The 12,373-nt window shown below is 69.6% G+C and carries 14 protein-coding genes and 1 tRNA gene; 7 read left to right on the plus strand and 8 right to left on the minus strand.

Going from position 1 to position 12,373, the window contains the following annotated elements; genetic code table 11:
* Nucleotides 1-15: 15 nt before the first annotated feature.
* Nucleotides 16-750 (minus strand): hypothetical protein, encoded by a 735-nt coding sequence (locus tag ACZ6TU_RS21195; protein ID WP_469550215.1) that lies wholly within the window; start codon nt 748-750, stop codon nt 16-18.
* A gap of 47 nt (nt 751-797) precedes the next feature.
* Here ACZ6TU_RS21195 and ACZ6TU_RS21200 point away from each other — a divergent pair, with 47 nt between their 5' ends.
* Nucleotides 798-986: a DUF5703 family protein gene (locus ACZ6TU_RS21200; protein WP_010045410.1), complete on the plus strand. Its 189-nt coding sequence runs from the start codon at nt 798-800 to the stop codon at nt 984-986.
* A gap of 98 nt (nt 987-1,084) precedes the next feature.
* Here ACZ6TU_RS21200 and ACZ6TU_RS21205 read toward each other — a convergent pair whose 3' ends face one another.
* The 3 genes from ACZ6TU_RS21205 to ACZ6TU_RS21215 form a co-directional block, all read right to left on the minus strand.
* The gene (locus ACZ6TU_RS21205) at nt 1,085-1,939 is read right to left on the minus strand and encodes a chaplin (RefSeq protein WP_467675663.1); all 855 of its coding nucleotides are present in this window, start codon (nt 1,937-1,939) and stop codon (nt 1,085-1,087) included.
* Nucleotides 1,940-2,068: 129 nt separating this feature from the next.
* A complete protein-coding gene (chpH, locus tag ACZ6TU_RS21210; RefSeq protein WP_467675665.1) occupies nt 2,069-2,302 on the minus strand; it encodes a chaplin ChpH in 234 nt (77 codons plus the stop codon).
* 150 nt (nt 2,303-2,452) lie between these two features.
* Nucleotides 2,453-3,778: a M20/M25/M40 family metallo-hydrolase gene (locus ACZ6TU_RS21215; RefSeq protein ID WP_467675667.1), complete on the minus strand. Its 1,326-nt coding sequence runs from the start codon at nt 3,776-3,778 to the stop codon at nt 2,453-2,455.
* Nucleotides 3,779-3,973: 195 nt separating this feature from the next.
* Between ACZ6TU_RS21215 and ACZ6TU_RS21220 the strand changes: the two genes are divergently transcribed.
* Together ACZ6TU_RS21220 and ACZ6TU_RS21225 are read left to right on the plus strand one after the other, a co-directional pair.
* A tRNA-Leu gene (locus tag ACZ6TU_RS21220) sits at nt 3,974-4,058 on the plus strand.
* 63 nt (nt 4,059-4,121) lie between these two features.
* The gene (locus ACZ6TU_RS21225) at nt 4,122-4,496 is read left to right on the plus strand and encodes a YchJ family protein (RefSeq protein ID WP_469550219.1); all 375 of its coding nucleotides are present in this window, start codon (nt 4,122-4,124) and stop codon (nt 4,494-4,496) included.
* A gap of 6 nt (nt 4,497-4,502) precedes the next feature.
* Here the strand turns inward: ACZ6TU_RS21225 and ACZ6TU_RS21230 are convergent, their stop codons facing one another.
* The gene (locus tag ACZ6TU_RS21230) at nt 4,503-5,204 is read right to left on the minus strand and encodes a FadR/GntR family transcriptional regulator (protein WP_467675671.1); all 702 of its coding nucleotides are present in this window, start codon (nt 5,202-5,204) and stop codon (nt 4,503-4,505) included.
* Nucleotides 5,205-5,341: 137 nt separating this feature from the next.
* Here ACZ6TU_RS21230 and ACZ6TU_RS21235 point away from each other — a divergent pair, with 137 nt between their 5' ends.
* Genes ACZ6TU_RS21235 through ACZ6TU_RS21250 form a run of 4 tightly spaced genes read left to right on the plus strand, consistent with a single transcriptional unit; the run spans nt 5,342 to nt 9,139 of the window.
* On the plus strand, nt 5,342-5,860 hold the full coding sequence (locus ACZ6TU_RS21235) for a gluconokinase (RefSeq protein WP_469550221.1): 519 nt from the start codon (nt 5,342-5,344) through the stop codon (nt 5,858-5,860).
* A 51-nt stretch (nt 5,861-5,911) separates the two neighbouring features.
* Nucleotides 5,912-7,309, plus strand: a complete 1,398-nt coding sequence (locus ACZ6TU_RS21240) for a GntP family permease (RefSeq protein WP_467675675.1) — start codon at nt 5,912-5,914, stop codon at nt 7,307-7,309.
* 13 nt (nt 7,310-7,322) lie between these two features.
* Nucleotides 7,323-8,087 (plus strand): SDR family oxidoreductase, encoded by a 765-nt coding sequence (locus ACZ6TU_RS21245; protein ID WP_467675677.1) that lies wholly within the window; start codon nt 7,323-7,325, stop codon nt 8,085-8,087.
* 20 nt (nt 8,088-8,107) lie between these two features.
* Entirely contained in the window at nt 8,108-9,139 is a 1,032-nt protein-coding gene (locus ACZ6TU_RS21250; protein WP_467675678.1) for an L-idonate 5-dehydrogenase, read from the plus strand.
* Nucleotides 9,140-9,761: 622 nt separating this feature from the next.
* Here the strand turns inward: ACZ6TU_RS21250 and ACZ6TU_RS21255 are convergent.
* The 3 genes from ACZ6TU_RS21255 to ACZ6TU_RS21265 all read right to left on the minus strand — a co-directional run bounded on the left by ACZ6TU_RS21255 (nt 9,762) and on the right by ACZ6TU_RS21265 (nt 12,305).
* Nucleotides 9,762-10,358 carry a class I SAM-dependent methyltransferase gene (locus ACZ6TU_RS21255; RefSeq protein WP_467675919.1) on the minus strand — a complete coding sequence of 199 codons (597 nt, stop codon included), beginning with the start codon at nt 10,356-10,358 and terminating at the stop codon, nt 9,762-9,764.
* A gap of 599 nt (nt 10,359-10,957) precedes the next feature.
* Nucleotides 10,958-11,572, minus strand: a complete 615-nt coding sequence (locus ACZ6TU_RS21260) for a cytochrome b/b6 domain-containing protein (RefSeq protein ID WP_467675682.1) — start codon at nt 11,570-11,572, stop codon at nt 10,958-10,960.
* Nucleotides 11,556-12,305 (minus strand): molybdopterin-dependent oxidoreductase, encoded by a 750-nt coding sequence (locus ACZ6TU_RS21265; RefSeq protein WP_467675684.1) that lies wholly within the window; start codon nt 12,303-12,305, stop codon nt 11,556-11,558. Before ACZ6TU_RS21265 ends, ACZ6TU_RS21260 begins: the two co-directional genes overlap by 17 nt.
* Nucleotides 12,306-12,373 lie beyond the last annotated feature (68 nt).

Below are 12,373 nucleotides of genomic sequence, written 5' to 3' on the forward strand. Positions count from 1 at the left end.
GGCCGACGCGTGCGCTCAGCGGCGGTCGGCGTCCAGCGGCTCCAGATCCTCGTCCTCGTCCAGATCGGTGTCGAGGTCCTCCGCCAGCTCCTCCGGGTCGTCGTCATCGTCGTCGTCATCGTCGTCGTCATCGTCGTCGTCGATGCCGATCTCGTCGTCGAACACGGCACTGACGTCGAAGCGGCAGACCACACTCTGCGGATCGACCTGCTCGAACGGCGCCTCCAGCCACTCGCCGGGTTCGGCCGGTTCCTCCGCCGCCGTCACCCAGAGCGTGGAGTCGCCCTCCTCCAGCCCGAACTCCTTGTGCCGGGAGGCGATCTCGTCGGGTTCGAACTCGCCGAAGAGGAGGCCGAGCGCACCATGGATCGTCCCGGAGGCCGCCGGGCCGTCCTCCCCCTCCGCGGACTCGATCCGCTGCGCCTGCGCGAGCAGCCGCTGCGGCTCCGCCACCGCGTAGTCGCGGCGGATCAGTACGCTCAGCGCGTTCGGTTCCTCGGGCCCGGTGTACGGGGGCAGCGCGTCCTCCGTACCGGGGATCTCGAAGGGTGTGACCTCGTCGTAACGGTCGTAGAGCAGTTCGTCGTACACCTCTGCGGCCGCGGCCAGCTGGTTGAACGCCTCGTAGACGGCCGGGTCGTCCTCCCCCGACCTGCGTTCGACCGCGGCCAGGTGGCGGTCGAGCGCGGTCTTGACCGCCTCGGCGGCGGCGCGTACCTCGGCAGCGGTGGGCTGCGCAGCATCAGACATAGTGCAGACGCTATCCGTACCAGGCCCCAGCCCGCACAATAGATGCGATGCCGGAATACGAATTTGTCGACGTGTACGTACCGCGTGGGGTCTCCCGCAAGGAAACGGCACGTCTGCTGACGGACCACGCGGAGTACGGACACTGGGAGTTGCACCGTCTGAGCCTGCTGCGCGACGGCAGCCGCAAGGTGCGGTTGCGTCGGCGGATCATCCGCCAGGTGCGGGCTACGTGGTGAGCTGAGACGGCGCACTGGGAGAAGGCACACACGGGAGCGGGCCCCGCGTCGGCGGGGCCCGCTCCGTTTTCCGGGGCCGTCAGGCCTTTCCGGGGCTGTCAGGCCGAGGTGCGCGCCTTGCGGTAGAGGATCGAGCCCGCGAGCAGCGCGCCCGCGCCGGCCGACAGGGCGAGGCCGAGCGGCAGGTCGCTGCCGGTGCTGGCGAGCTGCGAGTCGCCCCTGGGCTGGGTGACGAACTGGCCGCCCGGCTGGTTGCCGTGCGCGGAGCCGCCCGGCGCCTCGCCGTCCGCGCCGAGCGGCGTGCCCGGGGTGCCGGGATCGCCAAGGTTTCCGGGGGTGCCGGGGGCACCCGGGTTTCCAAGATCACCGGGGTTGCCCGGGTTTCCGGGATCGCCCGGATCACCGGGGTGGCCCGGGTTTCCAGGGCCACCCGGGTTCCCGGGGGTGCCCGGGTGGCCCGGGTTCTCGTTGCCGCCGCCGGGCGGGTTGCCGTGGTGCCCGCCGGAGCCGCCGTTCGCGCAGTCGTTGCCCGTGCTGGAGTTGCCGACGCCGATGACGTCGACGCTGTTGCCGCAGACGTTCACCGGCACGTGGAGCGGCGCCTCGACATGGTTGCCCGAGCCGACGCCGGGCGAGTCACTGGCATGGCCGCCGGCGTGCGAGCCGCCGTGACCGCCTGATTCGCCGTATCCTCCCGACGACGATCCACCGCCCTGGTTGGCGCACGAGTTGCCCACCGACGGGTTGAGGACACCGATCACATTGACCGTGTTCCCGCACACGTTGACCGGCGTGTGCACCGGCGCCTGCACCGTGTTCCCGGACAGCACGCCGGGCGAGCCCGAACTGGAGCCCTGCGCACCCGAGTCGGCGTGAGCGGAGCCGCCCGCGGCGGCGATCACGCCGGTCGCGGCCGCCACTGTCATCAGACCCTTGCGGGTGACCTGTCGCATTCCTGAATACCTGCCTTCGACCTGTCTCGAATTCTTCTCGAATTCCTCGAAAGAAGCGTTCGGTCCCGGAGCGCATGGCACGCGCTCCGGGACCGGTGGCTTGGAACTCCCCTCAAAGAGGGGGGAGCGTCACTTGTTGACGCAGGTGTTGCCGAAAGCGGGATTCAGCAGCCCGATCACGGAGACCGTGTTGCCGCAGACGTTCACCGGGGCGTGAACGGGCACCTGAATGACGTTGCCGGACACGACGCCCGGGGAGTGCGCGGCGGCACCCTGGGCACCCGAGTCGGCAACGGCCAGGCCCGCGCCCGCGAGAACCAGCCCACCGGTGGCAGCCGCAGCAGCGACGACCTTCTTGATCATTATTCCTCCTAGTTGGCAAAACGACCCATCTTGCGATCGCATTACCTGTAACGAGGAGGGAGTAATGAAGCTACGAGCTTATGGTCGCATTCACCCTTCCCAGTCGATCTCGCACACCCGACCGAATAGCGGTGCTTCGTATGGCCGCTTTCAGGACGCGTCGATGAACCGGTCGAGCACCCGAGCTCCGAACTTCAGGCCCTCCACCGGCACCCGCTCGTCCACGCCGTGGAACATGCCGGCGAAGTCCAGCTCCGGCGGCAGCTTCAGCGGAGCGAAGCCGAAGCAGCGGATGCCGAGGTCGTCGAAGGACTTGGCGTCGGTGCCGCCGGAGAGCATGTACGGCACGGCCCGGGCGATCGGGTCCTCGGCGCGCAGCGCGGTCTGCATGGCGTCGACGAGCCTGCCGTCGAAGTCGGTCTCCAGCGCCTTGTCGGCGTGCACGTCCTCCCGCCGCACGCGCGGGCCGAGGATGCGGTCGAGGTCGGCGAGGAACTCCTCCTCGTAGCCGGGCAGGAAGCGGCCGTCGACGTGCGCGGTGGCCTGGCCGGGGATGACGTTGACCTTGTAGCCGGCGCCCAGCATGGTCGGGGCCGCCGAGTTGCGCAGGGTCGTACCGATCATGCGCGCGATGCCGCCGAGCTTGGCGAGGGTCTCGTCCATGTTCTCGGGGTCCAGCTCGACGCCGAGCGCGTCGGAGAGCTCGTCGAGGAAGGCCCGTACGGTCTTGGTGACCCGGACCGGCCAGGTGTGCCGGCCGAGCCGGGCGACCGCCTCGCACAGCTCCGTGATCGCGTTGTCGGTGTTGGTCATCGAGCCGTGGCCGGCCGTGCCGTCGACCGTGAGCCGCATCCAGTGCATGCCCTTCTCGGCGGTCTCGACGAGGTAGAGCCGCAGCTTCTCGTTGACCGTGAAGGAGAACCCGCCGACCTCGCCGATCGCCTCGGTGACGCCCTCGAACAGTTCAGGGTGCTTCCGCACGAGGTGCTTGGCGCCGTAGGTGCCGCCCGCCTCCTCGTCCGCGAGGAACGCGAGGACGATGTCGCGCGGGGGCTTGCGCCCGCTGCGCAGCCGGTCCCGGACGACCGCGAGGGTCATCGCGTCCATGTCCTTCATGTCGACGGCACCGCGGCCCCACACGCAGCCGTCGGCGATCTCTCCGGAGAAGGGGTGGTGGGTCCAGTCGTCCGCGTTGGCCGGTACGACGTCGGTGTGGCCGTGGATGAGGAGCGCGGGCCGGGACGGGTCCTCGCCCTCGATCCGGGCCACCGTGGAGGCGCGGCCCGGGTGCGACTCGAAGATCTGCGGTTCGAGCCCCACCTCGGCGAGCTTCTCGGCGACGTACTCCGCCGCCTTGCGCTCGCCCGGACCCGAGTGGTCGCCGTAGTTGCTGGTGTCGATCTGGATCAGCTCGCGGCAGAGGTCCACGACCTCGTCCTCGCCGGTGACGCTCCTGGCCGTGTCCGTCTCGCTCACGTGCTTCCTCCCGGTGTCACTGCTGGTGGGTCCCCCTCATCCTCTCTCTCCCCGGCCCGCTCCCCAAGAGCGCTCCCGGCCCGTCACACGTCGTTCACGCCCGGCCGGGTGCGGGCGGGGGGTGATCGGCCACCCCTGAGAGCCTGGTAATGTTTACGTCGTCGCCGCGGGGAGAACCCGCGCGACAGACACCTTGTCCGGGTGGCGGAATGGCAGACGCGCTAGCTTGAGGTGCTAGTGCCCTTTATCGGGCGTGGGGGTTCAAGTCCCCCCTCGGACACACGAAGCTGAGGGCCGTGACCGCGAGGTCACGGCCCTCAGGCGTTGTCGCGAAGAGGTGACCATGACCAGGCGTTCCTGCCCCTGCGGGCTCCCCGAGGCCTACGAGGCGTGCTGCGGCCGCTACCACTCCGGCTCCGCCGCCGCGCCGACCGCCGAGGCGCTGATGCGGTCGCGGTACAGCGCCTTCGTGAAGGGGGACGCCGGGTATCTGCTCCGGACATGGCATCCGCGGACGCGGCCCGCGACGCTGGAGCTGGATCCGCGGATGCGGTGGACCGGGCTGGAGATCCTGGACACGAGAGACGGGTCGGCGTTCCACTCCGTCGGGACCGTGGAGTTCCGGGCCTCGTACCGGGGCGGCTCGCTGCACGAGCGGAGTCGGTTCGAGCGGGTCGACGGGGCATGGGTGTACATCGACGGGGAGTATCTGCCGTAGCGGGCGCTACGGCGCGAGGATGTCGAGTTCCTGGAGGGCGCCGACCGTGATCTCGCGGGTCAGTTCCTCCGCGCGGACCGCGTCTCCCGCGCGGACCGCCTCGGCGACCTGGACGTGCAGGGTGACGGCGGCCGGGTCGGGGTCCTCGAACATCACGTCGTGGTGGGTGCGGCCGGCCAGAACCTCGGCGACGACATCGCCGAGGCGGGCGAACATCTCGTTGCCGGAGGCGTCCAGGATGACGCGGTGGAAGGCCATGTCGTGGACGAGGTACCCCTCCAGCTTGTGACCACGTGAGTTGGCGACCATGCCGAGGGCGCACTGGGTGAGTTCGGCGCACTGCTCGGACGTGGCGTGCCGGGCGGCGAGGCCCGCGGCGACCGGTTCGATCGCCGAACGCAGCACGGTGAGGGAGCGCAGTTGCCGGGCGCGGTCCTTGCCGGCCAGGCGCCAGCGGATGACCTGGGGGTCGTAGACGTTCCACTCCGACGTCGGGCGGACCGTCACGCCCACGCGGCGGCGGGACTCGACCAGATGCATGGACTCCAGGACGCGGACCGCCTCGCGCATCACCGAGCGTGACACGTCGAAGCGCTGGGCGAGCTCGTCCGTGCGCAGGACACTGCCCGGCGGATACTCGCCCGCCGTGATCTCGGGGCCGAGGGTGTCCAAGACATGGCCGTGCAGCCCCCGGCCCGGTGTGCTCATGCACTCAGCGTACGGGGTAGATCACGGAGATAAAAAGTCAGACTTATTCGTCACCGACTCTTGAATTCGTCGTACCTAATGGGTTTCAGTTGCGTCGACATCACGTGTCGACGGAGACAGCAGACAGTGAGGCAGCGATGAACACCCCCCACGTCGTCGTGGTCATGGGCGTCGCCGGCACCGGCAAGACCACCATCGGTCCCCTGCTCGCGGCCCGGCTCGGCGTTCCGTACGCCGAAGGCGACGACTTCCACCCGCAGGCCAACATCGCCAAGATGTCGGCCGGTACACCGCTCACCGACGAGGACCGCCTGCCCTGGCTGGACGCCATCGGCGCGTGGGCGCACAGGCGGGCCGGGCTCGGCGGGGTGGTCAGTTGCTCGGCGCTGAAGCGGTCGTACCGCGACCGGCTGCGGGCCGCCGCGCCCGGCGTGGTCTTCGTGCACCTCACGGGTGACCGCGCGCTCATCGAGGACCGGATGTCGCACCGGCAGGGGCACTTCATGCCCACGGCGCTGCTCGACTCCCAGTTCGCCACGCTCCAGCCGCTTCAGGCGGACGAGGCCGGGGTCGACGTGGACGTCTCGGGCAGCCCGGAGGAGATCACCGAGCGGGCGGCGCTCGCCCTGGAAGACCTCCCCGAACCCGTCCAGTAACCCCTGCCGGCCCCCTCCCCCAGTCCCCTCCAACGCAAGGGAACCCACCCCGTGACCAGACTCAGCGTCGAGATGCTGGCAGCGGACGCACCCGAGCCGATCACCTCGGCCGGCCACGCTCAGCTGGGCATCGCCGTCCTGGCGGGCATAGCCGTCATCGTCCTGCTCATCACCAAGTCCAAGCTGCACGCGTTCCTGGCGCTGACCATCGGGTCGCTGGCGCTCGGCGCGATCGCCGGGGCACCGCTGGACAAGGTCCTCACCAGCTTCAGCACCGGCCTCGGCACCACGGTCGCCGGCGTCGGCGTGCTGATCGCCCTCGGTGCCGTCCTCGGCAAGATGCTCGCCGACTCCGGGGGCGCCGACCAGATCGTCGACACCATCCTCGCGAAGGCCGGCGGGCGGTCGATGCCGTGGGCGATGGTGCTCATCGCCTCCGTGATCGGGCTGCCACTGTTCTTCGAGGTCGGCATCGTGCTGCTGATCCCGGTGGTGCTGATGGTCGCCAAGCGCGGCAACTACTCGCTGATGCGCATCGGCATCCCGGCGCTCGCGGGCCTGTCCGTGATGCACGGCCTGGTGCCGCCGCACCCCGGTCCACTGGTCGCGATCGACGCGGTCAAGGCCGACCTCGGAGTGACGCTGGCCCTCGGTGTCCTCGTCGCGATACCCACGGTGATCATCGCCGGCCCGCTGTTCTCGCGGTACGCGGCCCGCTGGGTGGACGTCCCCGCCCCGGACCGCATGATTCCGCAGCGTGCTTCGGAGGACCTGGAGAAGCGTCCCGGCTTCGGCGCCACGCTGTTCACGGTCCTGCTGCCGGTGATCCTGATGCTCGCCAAGGCGCTGGTCGACATCGTCATCGACGACCCGGAGAACCTGGTCCAACGCGTCTTCGACGTCATCGGCGCCCCGATGATCGCGCTGCTCGCCTCGGTGCTGGTCGGCATCTTCACGCTGCTGCGGCCCGCCGGGTTCTCCAAGGAGCGGATCTCGCCGCTCGTCGAGAAGAGCCTCATGCCCATCGCGGGCATCCTGCTGATCGTCGGCGCGGGCGGCGGCTTCAAGCAGACCCTGATCGACACCGGGGTGGGCCAGATGGTCCTGGACATCTCCAAGGACTGGTCGATTCCCGCGCTGCTGCTGGCCTGGCTGATCGCGGTGGCGATCCGGCTGGCGACCGGTTCGGCGACGGTGGCGACCGTCTCGGCCGCCGGTCTGGTCGCCCCGCTCGCGGCCGACATGTCGACCACGCACGCGGCCCTGCTGGTCCTCGCCATCGGCGCCGGCTCGCTGTTCTTCAGCCATGTCAACGACGCCGGGTTCTGGATGGTGAAGGAGTACTTCGGGCTGAGTGTCGGCCAGAACATCAAGACCTGGTCGGTCATGGAGACGATCATCTCGGTGGTCGCCGGCGGCATCGTCCTGCTCTTGTCCCTCGTGATCTAGGAGTGCCACGGCCATGACGGCTCACCCCCTCTTCGACATCAGCGGCCGTACGGCTTTGGTGACCGGTTCCAGCCGGGGCATCGGACTCGCGCTCGCGCGTGGTCTGGCGGAGGCCGGCTGCACGGTCGTCCTCAACGGACGCGACAAGGACCGGCTCGCCGAGGCCGCCGCCGGATTGCCCGGCGACCGGGTGCACACTGCGGCGTTCGACGTGACCGACGGATCGTCCGTGGCGGACGGGATCGCTGACGTCGAGGAGCGGGTGGGCCCGCTCGACATCCTCGTCAACAACGCGGGCGTGCAACTGCGCGCCCCGCTGCTGGAGTTCACCGACTCCGACTGGCACCGGATCCTGGACACCAATCTGACCAGTGCCTTCCTGGTCGGCCGGGAGGCGGCGCGCCGGATGACGGAACGCGGCCACGGCAAGATCATCAACATCTGCTCGTTGCAGAGCGAGGTGGTACGGCCCGGGATCGCCCCGTACGCCGCCACCAAGGGCGCGCTGAAGATGCTCACCAAGGGCATGTGCGCGGACTGGGGTCCGAGCGGTGTGCAGGTCAACGGGCTCGGCCCGGGCTACATCGAGACCGAGCTGACGCGGCCGCTGGTCGAGGACGAGGAGTTCAGTGCCTGGGTGCGGCGACGCACCCCGGCCGGCCGCTGGGGCCGCACCCGGGACCTGGTGGGCGGGGTGCTGTTCCTCGCCTCCCCCGCGGCCGACTTCGTCAGCGGGCAGGTGCTGTACGTCGACGGCGGTATGACGAGCGTGTTGTGACCACCTGCCGGGAGGCTGTGATGCTGGGTTGTGTGATCCACGGTCAGGGTGACCTGCGCGTGGCGGAGTTGCCGGTCCCCGAGCCCGGGCCGGGGCAGGCGCTGGTCGCCGTCCGCTACGGCGGGGTGTGCGGGTCCGATCTGCACTACTGGCGGCACGGCGGGGTCGGCGACTTCCGGCTCCGGGAGCCGATGGTGCTCGGGCACGAGGTGGTCGGGACGGTGGTCGAGTACGGTGCCGGCGCCTCGGGACCGGCACCGGGTGCCGCTGTCGCCGTGCATCCGGCGACGCCGTGCGGGGTGTGTCCGGAGTGCTCGGACGGTCGGCGGAACGTGTGCCGGGACACGCGGTATCTGGGCAGTGCGGCGCGCTTTCCGCATGTGCAGGGGGGATTCGCGGCGCAAGTGGTCGTGCCCTGCGGGCAGTTGCGGGCGTTGCCGGACGGGCTGGAGCTGCGCCGGGCCGCGCTCGCCGAACCTCTGTCCGTCGCCCTGCACGCGGTGCGGCGGGCCGGGCAGGTGGCCGGGCGGCACGTCCTGGTGACCGGTGCCGGACCCATCGGCTGTCTCGTGGTCGCGGCGGCGAAGGCGGCCGGGGCCGCGCGGGTGACCGTCACGGATCTGCTGCCCGAGGCGCTGGAGTACGCCCGGATCGCCGGTGCCGGGACGGTCGTACGGGCCGATGACCCGGACGACTCCGGGTGGCCCGATGAAGTGGACGTGGCGATCGAGGCGTCCGGGGTGGCGGCGGGGCTCGACACGTGTCTGCGGCGGGTGCGGCGGGGTGGGGTCGTGGTGCAGTTGGGGATGCTGCCGCCGGGGCACAGTGCGTTCGCGGGGAACCTGGTGGTGAGTCGGGAGATCGAGTTGCGGGGGGCGTTTCGCTTCGACGGGGAGTTCGATCAGGCGCTTGAGCTGCTTGCGGGGGAGGCGGTGTTCGATGGGCTGATCAGTGCGGTGGTTCCCGTGGGGGAGGCCGAGGGTGCTTTTGCGCTGGCCGCTGATCGGAGCCGGTCCTGCAAGGTGCTGTTGGATTTCGCCGTGGCGCCGTAGGGGTTGTTGTTGTCGCGCGGGTGCGGGTGCGTTGTGGTTGGTCGCGCAGTTCCCCGCGCCCCTGGGCTGTGGCGGACATTTCGTGACGGCCAGGAGCTGCTCGCCGAAGCGTACGAGCACCGCCGCGCCGCCTTGGAGGGCCTGTTTTGCGAGCGTGGGCTGACGCCGCCGTGGACGCTGTGCCCGATGACGACCGATCCGGTTGTCGCCCAGGAGTGGCTGACCTCCTGGATGGAAGTTCCAGGCGTGGGTGCCAGAGGCTGGTTCAAGGTCCGCCGTGAGACCACCGAGGCGATTGTCGACCTGGTGCGCGAGGCCACGGTGCCGCTGAAGCCGGACTCTGCCGACGTCCAGGCCATGATGGCCCTGGAAGCGGGAGCACTGGCAGATGCCGTTGCCCGCCTGAGCCTGCTGCCGCGGTGCTCCTGGCTCCTGATCGCCTCGAACATCGACTGTCTCGTCGAGGCGGTCGGCCAAGAGACGCCCAGCTGGACTACGCTGCGCGCTGTCGCGACCTTGACGCCTCCGCGGGGTCGTCCGCCGGACTCTGCGCACGTCAAGCGTTGCCGATGGGCATGGCGGGTCGGGGCAACGCTGGAGGAACAAGCAGAACCAGGGTCGGCTATCGATCGCGAGCCTGGAGCAGGGACTGCGCAAGTCCGATGCCGCCTCCGGGATACCAGTGACCGACCGGCCGTTCCTGGAAGTACGAGAATCGTCTTCCGGTCGCCTCCGCCCATGTCGGCAGCGCATCACTGCCGTGCGAGTTGTCACTGAGGACGACCGCCCGTTCACTGAGAAGTGGTGCCACAGCCTGGTACTCCGCGAATTCGTGTGTACGGGTGTGGCAACTATCGTGCAGGAAGAAGTCCACCGGGCGCGGCAACTTCGGGATGGCCTGGAGAGAGTCGGCAATGGTCAGCGTGGTGACCGTCGCGTATTCGCGCTGAATGAGGTAACCGGCGTTCGGGTTCACATCCATCGTGGTGAGCCGGCCCTCTCCGTTGCGCAGGAGTGCGGCTGCGAGTACCACAGCGCCGAGCCCCTTGTCCGTGCCGGTCTCCACGACATGCAGGGGCCGCAGCGCACGGACGAGGGCGTACCAACCGAGCCGCTTGTGCAGACGTACCTCGGTGTCGGCCAGTCGGCGTCGGCTGCTGGCGAGAGTGGCGGCCTGGACATGGCGCTTCAACTGCTCGTCGTCCTCGGCCTCAGCCATGTACTTGCGGGCGTCGGTCACATGTACGTCGGCCACATCCGCGACCCACCAGGCAAGGTGCTCCAGATTCAGCGGCTCGAGATGGAAGGTGTAGTTGGTGTGCTCGCGAGAACGGACGAGCCAGCGACCGGACAGCGCCAGGATCCGAGCATCAAAACGCGCGACATGAGCGGCCCGAAACGGAAATGCGGCAAGGTGTGCAAATCTGGAATTTGCCACACTTCTTGAGAAAGAAGACATAGAGGCACCTTAGCTACTGAAGTTGAATGGGTGGTGTCGGCCTGACCGTGGATGCTCCTATGGTTGCCAAGCCACTGGAGTGAGGCTGCTTTGAGTGATTCGTCCCGGTTGGTCAGAGTATTCCTTGCGGGCGACGAACCGTGTGAGGCAGCGCATGATGTCCTTCTTGGACAACCCTTCCTCGGTCCGGCGTTCGACGTAGGCGCGAGGGCGAGGATGGGGCAGGGCGGGTGCGCCTCGCTCACCAGACACCAAGAGGCCCCGCGGAACAGCGCCCGCGGGGCACTCGCACGTAACGGCTAACCTGCCCCCTTCCCGGTACTGCGCCCCCGAATGGCGGTCTCAGCCAAGGGCGATAGCTACGGGCGCCACAGGGAGTGCTCTCGGTTTGCCCACTCTTTGCTCACCGAGCCTGTGCGCATGCCTCTGCGCGATTCCGGGTCGGCCAGGGCCATGCCGATGTGGCCGGCCAGGACTATGCCGATGGTGAGGGCCAGCCAGTCGTGGACGAAGGTCGCGCTGGTGCGCCACAGGAGTGGAGTGAGGTGGGTGAACCACATCATGAGGCCGGTGCCGAGCATGACGAGGGTGGCGCCGGCGATCCAGGCCGCGTAGATCTTCTGGCCGGCGTTGAACTTGCCCGCGGGGCGGGACGCGTGCCGCTTGTCGCGGTGCAGGGCGGCGCGCAGCCAGGTGCGGTCGTGCGGGCCGAAGCGGTTGAGGTGGCCCAGGTCGGTACGGAGGGCGCGGGAGGCGAGCCCCGCCAGGACCGGGACGGGCAGGGCGAGGCCGGCCCATGTGTGCAGGGTGACGACGAGGGCGCGGCGGCCGACGAGTTCGGCGAGCTGGGGGACGTAGAGGCAGGCCGCCGTCAGTACGCAGACGCCCATGAGCGCGGCCGTCGTGCGGTGTACCCAGCGCTCGGTTCGGCTGAAGCGCCTGACAGCGACCGTGGTGTCAGCTCGTAGGCTCATCGTCACGTCCGTTCGAGCGTCCCACCCAGGCGTCGACGTCGTAGCCGCGCTCCTCCCAGTAACCCGGCCGGACCTCGTCGGTGACGGTGATGCCGGAGAGCCACTTGGCGGACTTGTAGAAGTACATGGGCGCCACGTAGAGCCGGACCGGGCCGCCGTGGGAGTGGCCGAGGTCCTCGTCCTGCATGCGCAGGGCGACCAGGACGTCCGCGCGGCGGGCCTGGTCGAGGGTGAGGCTCTCGGTGTACGTGCCGTCGAAGCAGGTGAAACGGATGGCTTTGGCCGTGGGGCGGACCCCGGCCGCGTCGAGCAGCCGGGACAGGCGTACTCCCTCGAAGGGGGTGTCTGGGACGCGCCAGCCGGTGACGCACTGGACGTCGCGGACCATGCGGGTCTGGGGCAGGGCCTTGAGGTCGGCCAGGGTGTAGGTGGTGGGGCGGTCGACCAGTCCGTCGATCTCGAGGCGGTAGTTGTCGGCGTTCTTGCGCGGCACGGACGAGGCGACCGAGTAGTAGCGGAAGCCGCCGCCGTTCGGGAGCAGTCCGGTCAGGCCGGTGGGGTCCTTGTCGGCGGCGCCGCCGAGGAAGCCCTCCAGGCCGCGTTGCAGCCGGGGCGCGGCGACCACGCCGAGTGCGCCCAGCCCGAGGGTGCCGAGGAAGACGCGGCGGCCGACCGGGGTGCCCCGCTGTGGGGGTTGTCCGTCGTTCACGCCCTCATGTACGTCCTCGTTCACGTTCTCATTCGAGCACCCGCGGCCCCTGTAGGACAGGGGCCGCGGGTGCTCGTCAGAGTTCCGTAACC

The organism is Streptomyces sp. NPDC052064 (assembly GCF_055585925.1).

Coding starts and splice junctions, on each gene's coding strand:
- ACZ6TU_RS21200 (WP_010045410.1), top strand. CDS start 798: ATGCCGGAATACGAATTTGTCGACGTGTACGTACCGCGTGGGGTCTCC.
- ACZ6TU_RS21225 (WP_469550219.1), top strand. CDS start 4,122: ATGACCAGGCGTTCCTGCCCCTGCGGGCTCCCCGAGGCCTACGAGGCG.
- chpH (WP_467675665.1), bottom strand. CDS start 2,302: ATGATCAAGAAGGTCGTCGCTGCTGCGGCTGCCACCGGTGGGCTGGTT.
- ACZ6TU_RS21205 (WP_467675663.1), bottom strand. CDS start 1,939: ATGCGACAGGTCACCCGCAAGGGTCTGATGACAGTGGCGGCCGCGACC.
- ACZ6TU_RS21230 (WP_467675671.1), bottom strand. CDS start 5,204: ATGAGCACACCGGGCCGGGGGCTGCACGGCCATGTCTTGGACACCCTC.
- ACZ6TU_RS21250 (WP_467675678.1), top strand. CDS start 8,108: ATGCTGGGTTGTGTGATCCACGGTCAGGGTGACCTGCGCGTGGCGGAG.
- ACZ6TU_RS21260 (WP_467675682.1), bottom strand. CDS start 11,572: ATGAGCCTACGAGCTGACACCACGGTCGCTGTCAGGCGCTTCAGCCGA.
- ACZ6TU_RS21245 (WP_467675677.1), top strand. CDS start 7,323: ATGACGGCTCACCCCCTCTTCGACATCAGCGGCCGTACGGCTTTGGTG.
- ACZ6TU_RS21195 (WP_469550215.1), bottom strand. CDS start 750: ATGTCTGATGCTGCGCAGCCCACCGCTGCCGAGGTACGCGCCGCCGCC.
- ACZ6TU_RS21235 (WP_469550221.1), top strand. CDS start 5,342: ATGAACACCCCCCACGTCGTCGTGGTCATGGGCGTCGCCGGCACCGGC.
- ACZ6TU_RS21255 (WP_467675919.1), bottom strand. CDS start 10,358: ATGGCTGAGGCCGAGGACGACGAGCAGTTGAAGCGCCATGTCCAGGCC.